The organism is Brachybacterium sp. EE-P12, assembly GCF_003711805.1.
Classification (GTDB): domain Bacteria; phylum Actinomycetota; class Actinomycetes; order Actinomycetales; family Dermabacteraceae; genus Brachybacterium.
In genome coordinates this window covers 486,758-502,708 of record NZ_QXCP01000004.1, presented here as the reverse complement: position 1 = coordinate 502,708, position 15,951 = coordinate 486,758, and the positions used below count along the sequence as shown (strand labels likewise).

General features: G+C 73.3%; 15 protein-coding genes. 4 read left to right on the top strand and 11 right to left on the bottom strand.

All coding sequences use genetic code 11. The annotated features are described in order from the left end of the window. The first annotated feature begins 59 nt into the window (after positions 1–59). Together D1648_RS05380 and D1648_RS05375 are read left to right on the top strand one after the other, a co-directional pair. On the top strand, positions 60–2,954 hold the full coding sequence (locus D1648_RS05380; protein WP_122939767.1) for a multicopper oxidase domain-containing protein: 2,895 nt from the start codon (positions 60–62) through the stop codon (positions 2,952–2,954). After that, positions 2,951–3,367: a VOC family protein gene (locus D1648_RS05375; RefSeq protein WP_122939766.1), complete on the top strand. Its 417-nt coding sequence runs from the start codon at positions 2,951–2,953 to the stop codon at positions 3,365–3,367. Before D1648_RS05380 ends, D1648_RS05375 begins: the two co-directional genes overlap by 4 nt. A gap of 84 nt (positions 3,368–3,451) precedes the next feature. Here D1648_RS05375 and D1648_RS05370 read toward each other — a convergent pair whose 3' ends face one another. Both D1648_RS05370 and D1648_RS05365 read right to left on the bottom strand, forming a co-directional pair. Continuing rightward, positions 3,452–6,106 (bottom strand): UvrD-helicase domain-containing protein, encoded by a 2,655-nt coding sequence (locus D1648_RS05370; RefSeq protein ID WP_122939765.1) that lies wholly within the window; start codon positions 6,104–6,106, stop codon positions 3,452–3,454. A 99-nt stretch (positions 6,107–6,205) separates the two neighbouring features. Then, positions 6,206–6,541 (bottom strand): hypothetical protein, encoded by a 336-nt coding sequence (locus D1648_RS05365; protein WP_122939764.1) that lies wholly within the window; start codon positions 6,539–6,541, stop codon positions 6,206–6,208. A gap of 60 nt (positions 6,542–6,601) precedes the next feature. Between D1648_RS05365 and D1648_RS05360 the strand changes: the two genes are divergently transcribed. Continuing rightward, positions 6,602–7,702, top strand: a complete 1,101-nt coding sequence (locus tag D1648_RS05360) for a lysylphosphatidylglycerol synthase domain-containing protein (protein ID WP_122939763.1) — start codon at positions 6,602–6,604, stop codon at positions 7,700–7,702. 51 nt (positions 7,703–7,753) lie between these two features. Here D1648_RS05360 and D1648_RS05355 read toward each other — a convergent pair whose 3' ends face one another. Genes D1648_RS05355 through D1648_RS05345 form a run of 3 tightly spaced genes read right to left on the bottom strand, consistent with a single transcriptional unit; the run spans position 7,754 to position 9,533 of the window. After that, positions 7,754–8,275 (bottom strand): hypothetical protein, encoded by a 522-nt coding sequence (locus tag D1648_RS05355; RefSeq protein WP_122939762.1) that lies wholly within the window; start codon positions 8,273–8,275, stop codon positions 7,754–7,756. Further along, complete coding sequence (locus D1648_RS05350; protein ID WP_122939761.1) at positions 8,272–9,306, bottom strand: alpha/beta hydrolase; 1,035 nt, start codon at positions 9,304–9,306, stop codon at positions 8,272–8,274. The genes D1648_RS05355 and D1648_RS05350 overlap by 4 nt, the downstream gene beginning before the upstream one ends. Then, the gene (locus D1648_RS05345; protein ID WP_122939760.1) at positions 9,303–9,533 is read right to left on the bottom strand and encodes a BldC family transcriptional regulator; all 231 of its coding nucleotides are present in this window, start codon (positions 9,531–9,533) and stop codon (positions 9,303–9,305) included. Before D1648_RS05345 ends, D1648_RS05350 begins: the two co-directional genes overlap by 4 nt. A gap of 355 nt (positions 9,534–9,888) precedes the next feature. Between D1648_RS05345 and D1648_RS05340 the strand changes: the two genes are divergently transcribed. After that, entirely contained in the window at positions 9,889–10,089 is a 201-nt protein-coding gene (locus D1648_RS05340; protein WP_122939759.1) for a DUF3073 domain-containing protein, read from the top strand. Positions 10,090–10,204: 115 nt separating this feature from the next. Here the strand turns inward: D1648_RS05340 and purM are convergent, their stop codons facing one another. The 6 genes from purM to D1648_RS05310 form a co-directional block, all read right to left on the bottom strand. Next, positions 10,205–11,362 carry a phosphoribosylformylglycinamidine cyclo-ligase gene (gene purM / locus D1648_RS05335; protein ID WP_122939758.1) on the bottom strand — a complete coding sequence of 386 codons (1,158 nt, stop codon included), beginning with the start codon at positions 11,360–11,362 and terminating at the stop codon, positions 10,205–10,207. Then, positions 11,359–12,849, bottom strand: a complete 1,491-nt coding sequence (purF, locus tag D1648_RS05330; protein ID WP_122939757.1) for an amidophosphoribosyltransferase — start codon at positions 12,847–12,849, stop codon at positions 11,359–11,361. Before purF ends, purM begins: the two co-directional genes overlap by 4 nt. Positions 12,850–12,921: 72 nt before the next feature. Next, complete coding sequence (locus D1648_RS05325; protein WP_122939756.1) at positions 12,922–13,353, bottom strand: hypothetical protein; 432 nt, start codon at positions 13,351–13,353, stop codon at positions 12,922–12,924. After that, the gene (locus D1648_RS05320) at positions 13,350–14,147 is read right to left on the bottom strand and encodes a copper homeostasis protein CutC (RefSeq protein WP_122939755.1); all 798 of its coding nucleotides are present in this window, start codon (positions 14,145–14,147) and stop codon (positions 13,350–13,352) included. Before D1648_RS05320 ends, D1648_RS05325 begins: the two co-directional genes overlap by 4 nt. Then, positions 14,144–14,563, bottom strand: a complete 420-nt coding sequence (locus tag D1648_RS05315; RefSeq protein WP_122939754.1) for a sterol carrier family protein — start codon at positions 14,561–14,563, stop codon at positions 14,144–14,146. Before D1648_RS05315 ends, D1648_RS05320 begins: the two co-directional genes overlap by 4 nt. A 1-nt stretch (position 14,564) precedes the next feature. After that, the gene (locus D1648_RS05310; RefSeq protein ID WP_122939753.1) at positions 14,565–15,863 is read right to left on the bottom strand and encodes an adenylosuccinate synthase; all 1,299 of its coding nucleotides are present in this window, start codon (positions 15,861–15,863) and stop codon (positions 14,565–14,567) included. Positions 15,864–15,951: the final 88 nt, after the last annotated feature.

Below are 15,951 nucleotides of genomic sequence, written 5' to 3'. Positions count from 1 at the left end.
CTGCCCGCTTCCCGACCGGTCGCCCGCCGCCCCGGCCGGTGCACCGTCCCGAGGTGGTCATGCCGTCGCTGTCCTCTCCCCCGTCCCGGCCCGCGGCCGGGACCTCGCCCGCGCTGGACCGCGGCGCATGGCATCGGCGGGCCTCGCGGCCCGTGCTGATGTGGATGGTGGCGCTGATCGTCACGGTGCTCGTGCATCGGTGGCTGCCGCAGTCGCGCTGGCTGCTGGTGCACATGGTGACGCTCGGGCTGATCACGACCTCGATCATGGTGTGGGGTCAGCACTTCACTGAGGCGCTGCTGAAGACCCGCCTGGGTGAGCAGTCGCGACGACGGCAGCTGGCACGGATCTACCTCCTGACCTCCGGGATCGTGGTGACGATCGCGGGGATCCTGCCCTCCTGGCCGTGGCTGGTGGTGGTCGGGGCGCTCATGGTCTCGGCGGCGCTGGTCTGGTACGCGGCGGCGCTCGGCGCGCAGGTGAAGGCGGCTCTCGCCCCGCGCTTCGAGTTCACCGTGAAGGCGTACATCGCGGCCTCCTGCCTGCTCCCCGTCGGTGCGACGCTCGGCGCGGTGATGGCGTTCAGCCCCGGCGAGCCCTGGCAGGGCCGGCTGCTGCTTGCCCATCAGATCCTGAACGTGCTCGGCTTCGTGGGTCTGACGGTCACGGGGACGCTGCTGACGCTCTGGCCGACGGTTCTGCGCACGCGGATCGAGCTCGATGCCGCCCGGCGCGCCGCCCAGGGTCTGCAGGGAATGTTCCTGGCCGTGCTCGGCGCGACGGCGGGCGCGCTCGTCGGCTCCGCGCTGCTCGGCGCCGTGTTCGTCGTGATCTACCTGGGCTGTCTCGCCTGGGTGGGAGCGACGCTGGTGCGGCTGGCCGTGCGCGCGGCGCGACAGGAGCGGACGGTGCCGCTGTCCCTCTTCCCGGTGCTCTCGATCGGGGCGGGCGTGATCTGGTGCGCGCTGACCGTCGGCGCGCTGGCGGTCCTGTGGTGGGGGTCCGCGGATGCGCAGCTGAGCAGCTCCCTGGTCGCCGCCGATGCGCAGCGGCTCACGGTCCCGTTCGTCGCCGGGTTCATGCTGCAGGTGCTGTTCGGGGCGATGAGCCATCTGCTGCCGGTGACGCTGCGGGGCGGGCCCCGCTCGACGAAGGCGGCGCTGGAGATGATGAGCCGCGGGGCCGTGGTGCGGGTGGTCGCCTACAACCTCGCCGTCGCCCTGTTCGTGCTCGGCGAGGCGGGAGGCTCGGGCGCCGCGGCGCTGTTCTCCGCGCTCACGCTCGGCACCGCCGACGCGGCGGACTTCGGCTCGATGACCAGGGTGCTCGTCTCCCTGCTCGCCTTCGCGGTGCTGGTGAGCTTCGTGGTGCTGCTGGTGCTGGCGGTGCGGGTCAGCATCCGCCTGCGCGGGGAGGCGCTGCCCACTCCGACCGTGCCCCCGTCCCGGCCTGCGACCGGGGACGGCGCCGCCCCGTCGGGGCCGACGTCCCGCGCGGACTCCTCCCCCGCCCGGCTCCGCGCCCGCGCCGCCGCGCAGGAGCGCAGTCTGGACCGACGCTCGCTGACCGGCGTGCTCCTCGGCGTCGGCGCGGTGCTCGCGACCACCGCGGCCGGCACGTCGCTGGACCGCTTCCGCGGCTCCGTCCCCGCAGAGGACGGCAGCGGCGGCTCGGGCGGCATCACCCCCACCGGGGAGACGACCACGGTCGCGGTGAGCATGGCGGAGATGCGCTTCACCCCGGACGTGCTCGAGGTCCCGGCCGGGAACACCCTGGTCATCGAGCTGAGCAATGACGACGAGCACGACGTGCACGACCTCGTCCTCGCCACCGGCGAGTCCTCGGGGCGGCTGCAGCCCGGCGCGTCGGCGACCCTCGACGGCGGCGTCATCACCCATGACGTCGAGGGCTGGTGCTCGATCGTCGGCCACCGCGCGATGGGCATGACCCTGCGGGTCCGCGCCACCGGCGCGGACGGGGAGGCCGACGGCGCCGCGGAGGGAGCGGGATCCGCCTCGGGCGGGACCGACGAGCTCGCCCGCGTCGACGCGGACCTCATGGCGGACCCCGGCGCGGGATACGAGGTGCGCGACGCCCGACTGCCCGACCCGGCGGGCACCGACCAGCGCCTGAGGCTCGAGGCGCTCGACCTGCCCGCCGAGATCGCCCCCGGCGTCACGATGGACGCGATGACCTACGACGGGACCGTGGTAGGCCCCGTGATTCGCTCCGAGCTCGGGGCCCGGCTCACCGTCGACCTGGTCAACAACGGGTCGATGGGCCACTCCCTGGACCTGCACGCCGGCCGCGTCTCCCCGGACGAGGTGATGCGCACGATCCCGCCCGGGGAGTCCCTCGAGTACGCGATCACCACGGAGCATGCCGGGATCTGGCTCTACCACTGCTCGACCATGCCCATGACGGTCCATCTGGCGGCGGGGATGATCGGGGCGCTGGTGGTGCCGCCTGCGGATCTGGCCCCGGCCGATCGCGAGTACGTGCTGGTCCAGTCCGATCACTATCTCGTCCCCGAGGGCGCGCCCGGCGCCGAGGACGCCATGCACGAGGGCGCCCTCCCGGTCAGCACGGCGAAGATCGCGGCCGAGTGCCCGGACTTCACCGTCTTCAACGGGCACGCGACCCAGTACGTGGCCGCGCCGCTCGAGGCACGGGTGGGCGAGCGGGTGCGGCTGTGGGTGCTGGCCGCGGGGCCGTCCCGCGGGATCTCCTTCCACGTCGTCGGCGGCGTGTTCGACACCGTGTTCAAGGAGGGCGAGTACCTGCTGCGCCCGGAGAACGAGACCGGCGGCGGAGCCCAGGCCCTCGACCTCGCCGCCGCCCAGGGCGGGTTCGTCGAGCTCGTGTTCGAGGAGCCCGGAACCTACACGGCGGTGAACCACTCCTTCGTGGAGATGGAGCGAGGAGCCCGCGCCCTGATTACAGTCACCGCATGAGCACCCCCGCGCCCACCTCCGGCCTGCACCACCTCGAGCTGTGGACGGCGGACCTCGCCGCCGCCGAACCCGCCTGGCACTGGCTGCTGACGACCCTGGGCTGGCGGGCCGAGCGCGTCGAGGGCTGGGAGCTCGGCCGGATCTGGCGCCACGCGGACGGCTCCTACATCGTCCTCGAGCAGTCGGCCGACGTGCGCGGCGAGCGGTCCGAGCGTCGCGCACCGGGCATGAACCACCTCGCCCTGCGGGTGCGGGACCGAGAGCTGCTCGAGCGGATCCGCCGGGATGCGCCCTCGAACGGGTGGCGGGAGCTGTTCGCCGAGCGCTATCCGCACGCCGGCGGGCCGGAGCACAACGCCTGGTACGGCGAGGACCCGCACGGGATCGAGGTCGAGCTGGTGGCGGTCACCTGACCTCGTCCCGTGTCGTGGCCGCGCCGCACGGCCCGGCCGCAGACCGTTGGCTGCGGCTGCGGCTGCGGCTGCGGCGAACGATGCTCAGAGCTTGGTCAGCGGGGCGTAGCGCAGCAACAGGCGCTTGCGCCCGTGCGGATCCCGGAACTGCACCTCGACCTGGGTCTTGTCGCCCTGTCCGGCGACCTCGGCGACGGTGCCCATCCCGAAGGAGTCGTGGGTGACCCGGTCGCCGACGGCCAGTTGAGGCAGCTTCGCCGTGGGCGTCGCGGTGCGGCCGGAGCCGAAGCTCGGCCGCTTCACGTCGGAGCGGCCGCCGCCGATGCCCCCGCTGAAGGACGGGCCCCGGCCCGAGCTGCGAGAGCCGGAGAACCCTCCCCCGCCGAAGGACCCGCCGCCGAAGCCGGAGCCGCCGAGGGTGGAGCCGGCACGGGCGACGTCCAGGACCTCCTCGGGCACCTCGTCGAGGAAGCGGCTGGCAGGCATGTACTGGGACTGCCCCCACATCGAGCGCATCTGGGCGCGGGTGAGGTAGAGCCTCTCCCGGGCGCGGGTGATGCCCACGTAGGCCAGGCGCCGCTCCTCCTCGAGCTCGTCCGGGTCCGAGAGGGTGCGATTGTGGGGGAAGGTGCCGTCCTCCATCCCGGTGAGGAACACGACCGGGAACTCGAGGCCCTTCGCGGTGTGCAGGGTCATGAGGGTGACGAACTGGTCCTCCTCCCCGGGCAGCTGGTCCGCGTCGGCGACGAGGGAGACCTTCTCGAGGAAGCGGTCCACGAGGCCCGCCTCGGGATCGTCCGGGGCGGTCAGCGCCGCATCGGGGGCGATATCGGAGCCGGCGGGGGCGGGATCCCCCTCCGCGCTCCCCTCGTCGGCGCCGTCCTCGTCCTCGGCCTCGCTCGCGAGCGCGTCGAGCTCCTCCATCTGCGCCTCGAACTCGGCGGCGACGCTGATCAGCTCGGCGAGGTTCTCCAGGCGGGACTCGTCCTGCGGATCGTCGCTCCCCTGCAGCTCGGCGTAGTAGCCGGAGCGGGTGAGGATCGCCTCGAGCAGCTCGGCGGGGCCGTCCCCGCGCTCCGCCATCTCCTGGAGATCCTCGAGCATCGCCACGAAGGTCCGCACCGCGTTCAGGGAACGGGTCGCGATGCCGGGCGCCTCTTCGGCGCGCCGCAGCGCCTCGCCGAAGCCGATCCGCTCGCGCTCGGCGAGCATCGCGATCGCTGCCTCTGCCCGGTCGCCGATACCGCGCTTGGGCACGTTGAGGATGCGGCGCAGGTTGATCTCGTCGGCCGGGTTGGCGAGCACCTGCAGGTAGGCGATCGCGTCCTTGATCTCGCGCCGCTCGTAGAAGCGGGTGCCGCCCACCACGCGATAGGGCAGCCCCACCCGGATCAGCTGGTCCTCGAGCGCGCGGGACTGGGCGTTGGCGCGGTAGAAGATCGCGATGTCCCCGGCGCGGCGCCCGTCGTCCACGAGCGCATCGATCTGGCGGCCGATGTAGCGGGCCTCGGACTGCTCGTCGTCGGCGACGTAGAGGGTGATCTGCTCGCCCTCGCCCTGATCGGTCCACAGGTTCTTCTCGCGCCGTCCCCGGTTCTCCTCGATCACGGCGTTCGCGGCGGTGAGGATGTTCTGGGTGGAGCGGTAGTTCTGCTCGAGCACGATGGTGCGGGCCGAGGGGAAGTCCTGCTCGAACTCGATGATGTTGCGGATCGTCGCGCCGCGGAAGGCGTAGATCGACTGGTCCGAGTCGCCCACCACCGTGAGGTCGGCGCGCGGGTCCTCCCCCACCAGCTCGCGCACCAGCTGGTACTGGGCGATGTTGGTGTCCTGGTACTCGTCCACCAGCAGGTGGCGGAAGCGGCGCCGGTAGCCCTCGCGGATCGCGGGGTTGTCCCGCAGCAGGGCGACGGTGAGGCCGATGAGGTCGTCGAAGTCCACCGCATTGGCCTGCCGGAGGCGCTCGGTGTAGTTCGTGTAGATCTTCGCGAGAGTCTTCTCGAAGGGGTTCTTCGCGCTCTCGGCCTGGTCGGCGAAGTCGATCGGGTCCGTCAGGTCGTTCTTCAGCGTGGAGATCCGCGAGGCGAGCGCGCGGGGGGCGTGCTTCTTGGTGTCCAGCTGGAGGTCCTTGGCGATCGTGGTGATCAGCCGCAGCGAGTCCGCGCTGTCGTAGATGGTGAAGGAGCTCTTCAGACCGGCCGCGGCGGCGTCACGGCGCAGGATCCGCACGCAGGCGCTGTGGAAGGTGGAGACCCACATGGAGCGCGCGGCGGGGCCGACGAGCTCCTCGACGCGCTCGCGCATCTCGGCCGCGGCCTTGTTCGTGAAGGTGATCGCGAGGATCTCGCCGGGCATCGCCTCCCCGGTGCGCAGCAGGTGGGCGATGCGGCGGGTGAGCACGCGGGTCTTCCCGGAGCCGGCGCCCGCCACGATCAGCAGGGGGCTGCCGCGGTGCTCGACGGCCTCGCGCTGGGCCGGGTTCAGTCCGTCCACGAGCTCGTCGAGCCCGGGGCCTCCGGCGCGCGCCGGGCCGGGCCGGGACGGGACGGGCACCGGGCGGTCGTCGACGGGCGGGAGCTCGTCGTAGGGAGGCTCCTCCTCGTGGGGCGGCTCCTCGTCGACGGGAGGTTCTTCCTCTCGCGGCGGCTCCTCGTGCGGCGAGGTCGCAGGGTGCACCCGCACCCCGTCCAGGCGGCGGAAGGCGTCGGGCAGCGAGAGGTCGTCGAAGAGTGAGCTCATGAGGCCTCCAGGATAGGCGCGGGGCCCGACAGCGCGTGCGCTGCCGGGCCCCGTGGGGGCGAGCGGTCGTCGTGGAGGAGAGGTCCGACGGGTCCGGGCTCAGACGAAGACCGCGACGACGATGTTGACGAGGATCGCGGCGGGGATGCCGAACCAGACGGCCGACGGCGTCTCGGTCTGCTTCTTGTTCGCGACGTAGGCGAGGACCACGGCGACGATCGAGATCAGCAGCTTGATGCCGAGCTTCATGTGGTTCGGGTCGCCGCCGATCGAGACCAGGGCGGCCAGGACGATGCCGAACACGAGCGCACCGGCGGTGGCGTGAGCCATCCCCTTGTTGGGGACTCGTGTGCGGGCGGAGGCGACCCAGGTGCCGAGCGCCACGGCCCAGCAGATCATGTGCAGGACGACGAAGAGCGAGATCAGGAAGGACATGACACGATGTTAGATCCTCGGTCTGGGAAGGTCCTCACCCGTGCGTGCGAGAATCGCCGCATGTCAGCGGCACCTCCCGGCCCCCAGGACCCTCCCTCGGACCCGTCCGACGAGCACCTGGCGCTCCTCTCCGAGGATCTCGGCGCCGCCCCGCCCGCGCGGCCCGGGGCCGGTCGCCTCCTCGCCGCAGTCTGCTCGGGCCTGCTCGTGCTCGCCCTGCTGGGCTGGGGGCTGCCGTGGGCCACCGGCGCGAGCTGGTCGCGGATCGCCGCGACGGTCGGGGGCCTGCCGTTCTGGGCCCTGCCGGCGATGGTCGTGCTCGGTGCGACCGCGCTGCTGCTGGAGGCGATGACGGTCCGCACCGCGGTGCCGGGGGCGCGCTACCGCACGACCCTGCTCGGCCACACCGCCTCTCAGGGCGCGTCGCTCGCCCTGCCCGGCGGGTCCGTGCTCGGGCTCGGCCTGCTCGCCTGGATCCTGCGCCGCGCCGGGATCGCGCTCCCGGTCGTGGTCACGGGGATCCTCGCCGCGTCGCTGGTCGAGATGGCGCTCACCTCGGTCCTGGTCCCGCTGCTGGGCGGCGGCGCCCTCCTGCTCGGCTCCGCGGTGACACCCGCGATCTCCCTGCGGACCGGCTGGCTGTGGGCCGCTCTCCTCGCCGTCGCGGGAGCCGCGCTGGCCCTGATCCTCTGCGCGGTGCTGCTGCGGCGCGGAGTGCTCACGGTGCTGCTCTCCCGTGCCGAGGGGCTGGTGCCCGGGGGGACCGCTGCGGAGGTGCTGCGTCAGCGGGACGCTCTGGTGGGGATGCTGCGCGGACGTGCGGTGGCGCTCGCGCTGCCCACGCTCGCTGCGCGCGCTGCGCAGTGGGCGGCGCTGTGGCTCGCGATCGAGGCGGTCGGCGCCGAGGTCCCGCTGCTGTTCACGCTCGCGGTCTTCGCCCTGGGGCGAGTGCTCGCGCTCGTGCCGCTGACGCCCGGCGGGGCCGGGATCTCCGAGACCGTGAGCGGGGCCGTGCTGGTGGCGCTCGGAGTCGCCTCGGCCGACGCCGCCGCCGCGATGCTCCTGCTGCTGGTGGCGATGCTGGTGGTGCCGCTGCTGGCCGGCGGCGCCGCGGTCGCCCTCGCGCTCGCCCGGGTGCCGAGCCGGGCCGCGGCGGACTGACGCGGCGCGCACCCCGGCCCGCGCGAGGCCGCGCCGACGAGCGGCGCGGGCTCAGGACCCGACCGTGCCGTCGGACCCGTCGCGCCCGTCAGCTCCGTCGGCCTCGTCGTCGAAGTCCGGGGTCTCGATGCCGAGGGTGTACGAGGGGTGGGCGAGCAGCCCCTCGTGGGCGCCGGGCCGCAGCGGGTAGCCGCCGATGCTCGCCCCATGCTCGGTGCCGACGAAGGAGGCGACCTCGTGCACGTGGCGGCTGGCCTCCTCTCCGCGGCCCAGGAACCCCGCCCCGGTGTATCCGCCGAGGCGTCTGCCGCTGCGACGCTCGGCGAGGACCGCGGCGTCGTCGAGGCGCGTCGCCGCGGCGCGCAGCCCGGCGGCGAGGCGGCCCAGCTCGGGGTGCTCCTCGAGCGTCCAGCGCTCATGGGCACGCGCACCGATCTCTCTCAGCTGCGGGTCCTCGGAGCGGGCGGCGTCAGCCAGGGTGTTCGCCAGGCGCAGGCGCAGCAGGGTGAGGCGGTCGGCGGCGCGGCGCTGGGCCTCGGCGAGGCCGCGCAGGGCCCGGGCGTCCGCGCTCATCGCGATCCTCCTTCTGCCTGGTCCTCGGGAGCGGGGGCGCCGTCCCCCGCGGTGCGGCCCGCCCCCGGCATCGTAGGGGCTGCGAGCAGGTCCGTCGCCAGCCAGTCGTCCAGGACGGCGATCGCCCGCGCCCGCACCGCGGGGGCGGAGAGGAAGACGTCGTGCCGCGCCCCGGCGATCGGGACGATCCGCACCCGGGGCCCGAGCCTCCGTGCGGCGGCCGCCAGCGAGCGCACGTCCAGCACGGAGTCGGCATGCAGCATCCGCTCGTCGAAGCGGGGCGTGAGCCGGCTGTGCGCGGAGTGCATCACGAGCACGGGCGCGGCGAGGGGACCGGCGGCGGCCAGTCGTCGTTGACCGTCCAGCACGGCGTTGAGGGTGGTGGCGGGGAAGCGGTGCCCGCCGGGCGGCTTCAGCGAGAGGTCGTACTCATAGTCGCCGCCGAGCGCGCGATGGGTGGTGCGGGCATAGTGGTCGCTTCCCTGGGGCAGGATGGGCCGCTGCCCCAGCATCTCGGCGAGCAGCCGCACCGGCGCCTCCAGGAGCGCACGCGCGCCCGGGCCCAGATGCATCTCGATCCAGGGGGAGTTCAGGGCGAGGCCCCGCACACGGCCCGGGTGGCGCAGCGCGTAGAGCGCCGCGGTGAGACCTCCCGTGGAGTGGGCCAGCACCACCGGCGGCCGCTCGTGGCCGATGCGGCGCAGCGCCGCGCCGATCTCGGTGTCGTAGCGGCTGAGGTGGTCGATCTCGGTGGGCGTCTGCCCGGGCAGGAGGCTGCGCCCGTACTTGCGCAGGTCCAGTCCCCACACGTCATGGCCGCGACGGCCCAGATGGTCCATCAGGTCCCGGTCGAAGACGTAGTCGGACCAGCCGTGCATGAGGAGGAGCGGCGGCGTTCCCGGCCCGCCGGGCAGGTCGCGGGGGGCGGGCTCGCGATGGACGAGGCTCGCGAGGAGGGGACCCTCGTCGTCGCTGCCGAGGTCGATCCGCTCGAGCGTGTACCCCTCCCCGAGGACGGGGTCCGTGCTCACACGTCCTTGGAGCTCTCCCGCAGCAGCTCCACCACTTCGCCGCGGCGGTAGCGACGGTGGCCGCCGAGGGTGCGCATGTAGGTCAGCTTGCCGGCCTGCGCCCAGCGCGTGACGGTCTTCGGATCGACGTGGAACATGCTCGCCACCTCTGCGGGCGTCATCAGCTCCGTGGCGTCGTCGTCCCCGTCCGGCACTCCACCGGGGTGCTGATCCGTGGGAGCGTTCATCGAGGAGGTGACCTTTCGCTGGGGGAGACGGCTCGAGCCGGGTCAGGGCCCAAGTGCACTCGAGTACCGTCACAAGACTACCCGGTAAGGTCTGCGCACCGGTAAAAGACGGGCCGTGATCCGCCCAATTCCTCCACCTGAGACGTGACCCTCCCCTCCCCTGCGACGTCGCCGCGGCTCGGAGCGGCCCTCCCGGGCGCGTCGTCGATCCCCCCGGCGAAGGGATGTCGGGCACGTCCGGGCGGCCGCGGTTCGCCGTCCACGGGGGCGACCATGTAGTCTTGGCCTCCGAAACTAATGCCATCCTCCGGGTCGTCGAGAACACCCGGCACCCGACGCACAGGGGGTCAGATCCATGGGTCGCGGCCGACAGAAAGCCAAGCACACCAAGGTGGCACGGGACCTCAAGTACTACAGCCCGCCGACGGACCTCACGGCGCTGCAGCGCGAGCTGCAGTCCCAGCGGAGCGAGACCTCCTCCGCCGATGGAGACGACTGGGGCGAGGACGCAGAGGACTGGGCCGACGAGGACGCCCCGTCCGCGCGTCGCCGCTGAGCGACGCGCGGCAGGCGCCGCCGAGCCCCGTGCCGGAGAAGGAGGGTCGACCCACCGGGTCGGCCCTCCTTCTCCGTGCGCTCCCTGCGGACCATCGGCTCGCGCCCTGCTCCGCTCAGACCCAGCCCGGGTGCTGACCGGCGAGCATGACCGCGCCGCCCTCGACGCCCTTGGCCCCGGCGACCACGTGCTCGAGCGGCGCACCCGGCTCGGGAAGGTCCTCCTCGGCCACGACCTCGCCGATCGCGCGGGCACCGAGACCCCGCTCGGCGAGCACGGCGAGGACCTGGTCGGCCCGCTCCTGCGCGACGAGAGCGACCATGCCGACCCCCATGTTCAGCGTGCCCTCCAGGTCCAGCTGCGGCACCGAGCCCCAGCCGGCGACGCGGGAGAACACGGCACCCGGCTCCCAGCTGGCTCGGTCCACGCGGGCCGCGAGCCCCTGCGGCATGACGCGGGCGAGATTCGCGGCGAGCCCGCCGCCGGTGACATGGCTGAGCGCGTGGACGGCACCCGCGGAACGCTCGTCGCCGAGCACGGCGAGCAGGTCGGCGGTGTAGATGCGGGTGGGCTCGAGGAGCTCCTCCCCCAGCGTGCGGCCGAAGTCCTGGACGTGCTGCTCGAGGGAGAGCCCCGCCGCGGAGACCACGGCGCGCACGAGGGAGTAGCCGTTGGAGTGGAGACCCGAGGCGTCCATGCCGATCACCACGTCGCCGCGGCGCACCCGCTCGGGACCCAGCAGGGCATCGGCCTCGACCACGCCGACCGCCGCACCGGCGACGTCGTAGTCCTCGGGGGACATCAGGCCCGGGTGCTCGGCGGTCTCGCCGCCCACCAACGCGCAGCCCGCCAGACGGCAGCCCTCGGCGATGCCGCGCACGATGTCGGCGATCCGCTCGGGGACCACCGCGCCGCAGGCGATGTAGTCGGTCATCGCCAGCGGCGCCGCTCCGACCACGACGATGTCGTCGACGACCATGCCCACGAGGTCCCGGCCGATCGTGTCGTGCACGTCCAGGGCGCGGGCGATCGCGATCTTGGTGCCGACCCCGTCGGTCGAGGAGGCCAGCAGGGGGCGGCGGTAGTCCTTCAGCGCGGAGACGTCGACGAGGCCGGCGAAGGCGCCGATCCCGCCGAGCACCTGCGGGCCGTGGGTCGCCGCGACGGCCTCCTTCATGAGGTCGACGGCGCGGTCGCCGGCGGCGGTGTCGACGCCGGCGGAGGCGTAGGTGATCCCGGCGCCCTCGGCGGCGGAGCGAGAGGTGGTGTTCATGCGTCCTTCCCGACGACGGCCGGCTCGTCCTGACGAGCCTGGAGGATGCCCTGCGCCCGGGCGACGGGCTCCGGCAGGGAGACGGGGTACCTGCCGGAGAAGCAGGCGGTGCACAGCCGCTCCTCCGGCTGCGCGGTCGCGGCGATCATCCCCTCCTCGGAGATGTAGCCCAGCGAGTCCGCGCCCAGCGAGCGGGCGATCTCCTCGATGCCCAGCCCGTTGGCGATCAGCTCGGCCCGCGAGGCGAAGTCGATGCCGTAGAAGCAGGGCCAGCGCACCGGCGGGGAGGAGATCCGCACATGGACCTCGGCGGCGCCGGCCTCGCGCAGCATCCGCACCACGGCGCGCTGGGTGTTGCCGCGCACGATCGAGTCGTCGATGACCACCAGGCGCTTGCCGGCGATCACCTCGCGCAGGGGGTTGAGCTTGAGGCGGATGCCGAGCTGGCGGATGGTCTGGCTGGGCTGGATGAAGGTGCGACCCACATAGGCGTTCTTCACCATCCCCTGCCCGTAGGGGATCCCGGACTCCTGGGCGTAGCCGATCGCGGCCGGCGTCCCGGACTCCGGGGTGGGGATCACGAGGTCCGCCTCGACGGGATGCTCACGGGCGAGCTGGCGGCCCATCTCGGCGCGGGACTCGTTCACGCTGCGCCCGGCGATGCGGGTGTCGGGGCGGGCGAGGTAGACGTACTCGAAGACGCAGCCCTTGGGGCGGGGCTCGATCACCTGCTCGCTGTGCAGGCCCTGCTCGTCCACGATCACCATCTCGCCCGGGGCGACCTCGCGCACGAAGCTCGCGCCGCAGATGTCCAGCGCCGCGGTCTCCGAGGCGACGACCCAGCCGCGCTCGAGCCGGCCCAGCACCAGCGGGCGGATGCCCTGCGGGTCGCGGGCCGCGTACAGCGCGGTCTCGTCCATCAGCGTGAAGCAGTAGGCGCCGCGCAGCAGCGGCATCACCTCGCGGAGGGAGTCGGCGAGGGTCCCCTCGGAGTTCAGCAGCGCGGTCACCAGGGCGGTGTCGGTGGTGTTGCCGCGGGCGAGCTCGCCGGCGCGGGGGGTGCCCTGGCGCTCGTGGATCAGCTCCAGCAGCTCCTCGGTGTTGACGAGGTTGCCGTTGTGGGCGAGGGCGACGGTGCCCTCGTGGCGCGGGCCGAGGGTGGGCTGGGCGTTGGACCACACCGAGCCGCCGGTGGTGGCGTAGCGGGTGTGCCCGATCGCGATATGGCCCTGCAGCGTCTCGAGGGAGGCCTCGTCGAAGACCTGCGAGACCAGGCCCATGTCCTTGTAGACCAGGATCTGGGAGCCGTCGGAGGTCGCGATGCCCGCAGATTCCTGTCCGCGGTGCTGGAGGGCGTAGAGCCCGTAGTAGGTGAGTTTGGAGACGTCCTCACCGGGGGCGAAGACACCGAAGACGCCGCAGGCGTCCTGGGGGCCCTTCTCGCCGGGGAGCAGGTCATGGGAGAGTCGTCCGTCGCCACGTGCCACCCGGCCATGATGCCACAGCGAGGGGCGTCGCCCACCGGGCGGTCCGCGCAGCGGGCGGGACGTCCGCGGCGCTCAACGGCGTCCGCGGCCCTCCCCGCGATGGCGGCGGGCGTCGATGAACGAGGCGATGGCGGCGAGCGGCAGGCCCACGACGACCATGGCCAGGATCACGAAGTTCACCACGCCGCGGAGGTCGCCGAACTGGAGCAGCGGTGCGGCGATCAGCGCCGCGACCCCGGGGACGAGGAAGGAGAGCAGGACCCAGAAGCCGAGGGCGGGGGTGCGCCTGCGGCGCACGTAGAGCGCGGTCTGCACGTCCGCCCGGAGCTCGTCGGCCTCGTCGCGAGGTGCGTCCACCACCTCGCGGGGCTCTTCGGGGCCATGGCTCAGGGGCGCGACGTCGGCGCCAGGGGTCCCGTCGGCGTCCTCACGTGGCTGCTCGTCGCCCTCGCGCGGCTCCTCGGCGGGGCTCTCGGGCTGCTCGGTGGTGTTCACGGTGTTCACAGGTCTCCTGCGGCGTCGACCGCCGCGGCGACGATCGCCGGGTCGGTCAGGGTCTCGGGGGCGTCGGGCTCGACGGGCGCGCCGGGGCGCCGTCGCGCGGACAGGTGCACGGAGCCGACACCGGAGCGGCGGACCAGATCGGCGACGTCGGCGGGGCGCACCCCGCCGCCGGCGCAGATCTCGACGAGGTCCTCCGCGGCGTCGACCATCGCGGCGAGGTCATCGGCGCCGTCGAGGGCACGAGAGTGCCCTCCCGAGCTGAGAACTCGGTGGATCCCGAGGCCGATCGCCGCCTCGACCGCTCCGACCCGCGCCTGCCGCGAGGGCATCGCGTCGACGGCGCGGTGGAGGGTGAGGCTCAGGCCCCGGCCGGCGCACTGGGCGGCGATCAGGGCGCTGTCGCGCACCGCCTCGATTGCGGGCACGTCGAGCTCGCCGTCGGCGGTGAGGATGCCGAGGACCACCCCGGCCGCTCCCGCGTCGACGGCGGCGCGGGCATGGTCCGCCATCCGCTCCACGGCGGCGGCGTCGGCCGCGAACTCGCCGGGGCGGTCCAGGAAGTCGCCGGTGCGCGCCTCGGGGCGGATCAGCACGTGCACGTCGAGATGGGGCTTCGCCTCGCGCGCGGCGACGAGCGCCTTCGCGCGGTCCACGGACTGCCGGACCAGCTCGGGATCGGGGGTGGTGCCGCCGCGGGCGAGGTCGTGGCACAGCTCGATGCGGTCGGCGCCGGCGCGGGCGGCGACCTCGAGGCCCACCAGGTCCTCGACGGCGATCTCGACGGCGGGGCTCATCGCTCCTCCTCGGCGGGGTGCCCGTCGGCACGGGCGGTGCGGACCACGCGCCGCGGACCGGTCAGGGGCAGCAGCGCGGAGAGGTCGCTGCGCTCCCCGGAGGCGGTGATGCGCCCTGCGGCGACGGCTCCCGCCCAGCTCTCCTCGCCGGTGACGAGGGCGAGCCAGGTCGCGGCGTCCGTCTCGACGACGGCCGGCGGGGTGCCGCGGGTGTGCCGGGTGCCGGCGATGGCCTGCACCGCGGCGTAGGGCGGGACGCGCAGCTCGACCGCGCCGCCGGGATGCTCCTCGGCGAAGAGTTCGAGTGTGTGGCGCACGGCGGGGGCCAGGACGGGACGGCGCGCCCCCTCGGGATCCCGTGCCCAGGCGGTCAGCGCGGCACGCCCGGCCTCGGGGTCGGTACGGCGGGTCACCACGTCAGTCGGTCGCCTCCGGCAGCAGGTCGTGGACGGCGATGGTGTCCGTGCGGTCCGGGCCGACGCCGATCGCGCTGATCCGGCAGCCGGCGAGCTCCTCGAGACGGCGGACGTAGGCCCGTGCGTTCTCGGGCAGCTCCTCGAAGGTGCGCGCCTCGGAGAGGTCCTCGGTCCAGCCGGGCAGGGTCTCGTAGACCGGCACGGCGTGGTGGAACTCCGTCTGCGTCATCGGCATCTCGCGGTGGATCACCCCGTCCACGTCGTAGCCGGTGCAGATCGGGACCTCGTCGATGCCGGTGAGCACGTCGAGCTTGGTCAGCACGATGTCGGTGAACCCGTTGATGCGCACCGCGTGGCGGATCATCAGCGCGTCGTACCAGCCGCAGCGGCGGGGACGGCCGGTGTTGACTCCCACCTCGCCGCCGACGCGCTGGAGGTACTCGCCCCACTTGTCCTCGAGCTCGGTCGGGAAGGGACCGGCGCCGACGCGCGTGGTGTACGCCTTGACGATCCCGATCACCCGGTCGATGCGGGTGGGGCCGATCCCGGTGCCGGTGGAGGCGCCGCCCGCGGTCGGGTTGGAGCTGGTGACGAACGGGTAGGTGCCGTGGTCGACGTCGAGGAAGGTGGCCTGGCCGCCCTCCATGAGCACGACCTCGTCGCGGTCCAGCGCGTCGTTCAGCAGCACCGTGGTGTCCACGACCATGGGGCGCAGGCGCTCCGCGTAGGACAGGAGCCCCTCGACGATCTCGTCGACCTCGACGGAACGGCGGTTGTAGACCTTGACCAGCAGCTCGTTCTTCTGGCGCAGAGCGCCCTCGACCTTCTGGCGCAGGATCGAGGCGTCGAAGAGGTCCTGGACCCGCACGCCCAGGCGACCCACCTTGTCCAGATAGGCCGGGCCGATGCCGCGCCCGGTGGTGCCGATCGCGCGCTTGCCCAGGAAGCGCTCGGTGACCTTGTCGAGAGTCTGGTGGTAGGGCGCGACGATGTGCGCGTTGGCGCTGATGCGCAGGCGAGTTGTGTCCACCCCGCGCGCCTCGAGCACCCCGATCTCCTCGAAGAGCGCCTCGAGGTTGACCACCACGCCGTTGCCGATCACAGGCGTGACCCGCGGGGAGAGGATGCCGGCGGGGAGGAGCTTGAGCTCGAACTTCTCACCGTCGACGACCACGGTGTGGCCGGCGTTGTTGCCACCGTTGGGCTTGACGACGTAGTCGACGCGCTCTCCGAGCAGGTCGGTGGCCTTGCCCTTCCCCTCGTCGCCCCACTGGGCTCCGACGATCACGACGGCGGGCATGGCGACTCCTGGGGACGGTGCTGTGGTTTGCGGACACGTGGCCGCGAGCGGTGCACGGGGCCGCGTGGATCCTACCAAGCACTGCTCG